This window comes from Ochrobactrum sp. SFR4, assembly GCF_019730395.1.
Lineage (GTDB): Bacteria > Pseudomonadota > Alphaproteobacteria > Rhizobiales > Rhizobiaceae > Pseudochrobactrum.
The window spans coordinates 1-1,487 of sequence record NZ_JAAPBB010000047.1 but is presented as its reverse complement, the minus strand read 5'-3'; the positions used below and the strand labels follow the sequence as shown (position 1 = coordinate 1,487).

The 1,487-nt window shown below is 42.0% G+C and carries 2 protein-coding genes; one reads left to right on the top strand and one right to left on the bottom strand.

Annotated features, from left to right (window positions below):
- A partial coding sequence (locus HBA93_RS17715) for a DUF808 family protein (protein WP_286202033.1) occupies positions 1-92 on the bottom strand: 92 nt, incomplete at its 3' end.
- 91 nt (positions 93-183) lie between these two features.
- Here HBA93_RS17715 and HBA93_RS17710 point away from each other — a divergent pair.
- Positions 184-1,392 carry an IS256 family transposase gene (locus tag HBA93_RS17710; protein ID WP_221724169.1) on the top strand — a complete coding sequence of 403 codons (1,209 nt, stop codon included), beginning with the start codon at positions 184-186 and terminating at the stop codon, positions 1,390-1,392.
- Positions 1,393-1,487: the final 95 nt, after the last annotated feature.

The following is a 1,487-nucleotide window of genomic DNA, read 5'->3' as shown; positions in this document are numbered from 1 at the left end:
CATGACAGCCTGCCTTTTTTGGCTAAAAGCACACCAAAGTCATCAAGCTTAACAATTATCGCAACAACGCCATACACAAGCACCGTAACCATAATACCCACTAAGCAGGGACTGTTCTAAATTTTGTGTAAGTGCCTTTATTTTCCCTTATCCTGTTTGGATAGACATAAAGAGGTACTTCACATGGATGAAGCCAAGATTAAAAATTTAGCTCTAGAATTAGCTAAAGGGTTGAAGTCTCATGAGGATTTGAACCAAATTTCCTCTATTTTCAAAAAGGTCATGATCGAAGCAGCTCTTAACACAGAGCTTTCCGAGCATCTTGGCTATGAGAAGCATCAACCACGAAAAACGTCTAATGCCCGTAATGGCTTTAGTGAGAAGACCGTCTCTTCTCCGGATGGTCAATTAACCTTGGAAATTCCCCGAGATCGGGACGGTTCATTCGAGCCGCAGCTGATAAAAAAGCATCAAACACGTATCACCAGTATGGATGACCAAATCTTGTCGCTTTATGCCAAGGGCATGACGAATAGAGAAATCGTGGCTTTCTTCAAAGAAATGTATGATGCAGACGTTTCCGCCTCCCTCATTAGTAAGGTTACGGATGCTGTCATTGAACAGGTCACCGAATGGCAAAACAGGGCATTAGACAGCCTTTATCCTGTCGTTTATTTGGACTGTCTGGTTGTTAAAATACGCCAGCATTCGACCGTCATCAACAAATCCGTCTATTTAGCTTTGGCGGTTAATATGGACGGCCAAAAAGAACTTTTAGGTATGTGGATTGCCCAAACAGAAGGTGCGAAGTTCTGGCTATCCGTTATGACTGAATTAAAAAACCGTGGAGTTCAGGATATTTTGGTTGCGTGTGTGGATGGCCTGAAAGGGTTTCCTGAGGCCATTGCATCAGTTTACCCCCATACGGATATACAGTTATGTATTGTCCACGTTGTTCGAAACAGCCTGCGCTTTGTCAGCTGGAAAGATTACAAAGCAGTAACCGCTGGCTTGAAGTCCATTTATCAGGCAAGCACAGAAGATAATGCCTTATCGGCACTGGATGCATTCTGCGAGCAATGGAACCATCAGTATCCGAAAATAGGTGAAACCTGGAAGGCCAATTGGGAAAACATACGTACTATCTTTAACTACCCTGCTGAAATCAGGCACGCGATTTATACGACGAATGCCATTGAATCACTCAATAGCGTCATTAGGCACACAACAAAGAAGCGTAAAATATTCTCATCAGACGATTCAGCCAAGAAGGTTATCTTTTTAGCTGCTGCAAATGCTGCTAAAAAATGGACTATGCCTATTCAAAATTGGCGCTTAGCTATGAATTGGTTTACGATACATTTTGATCATCGCTTGAAAGATCATTTGTAAAAGAAGCGGCAACTTACACAAAATAATAAACAGTCTCCTTTTTGATAATTACTCTACGGCAAAACAGGTGGTCACAGATTTAGAGGCTATTGGAA

What these genes read in the sequence shown, in the direction of transcription:
- HBA93_RS17710 (WP_221724169.1), top strand. Translation starts at nt 184, where the DNA reads ATGGATGAAGCCAAGATTAAAAATTTAGCTCTAGAATTAGCTAAAGGG.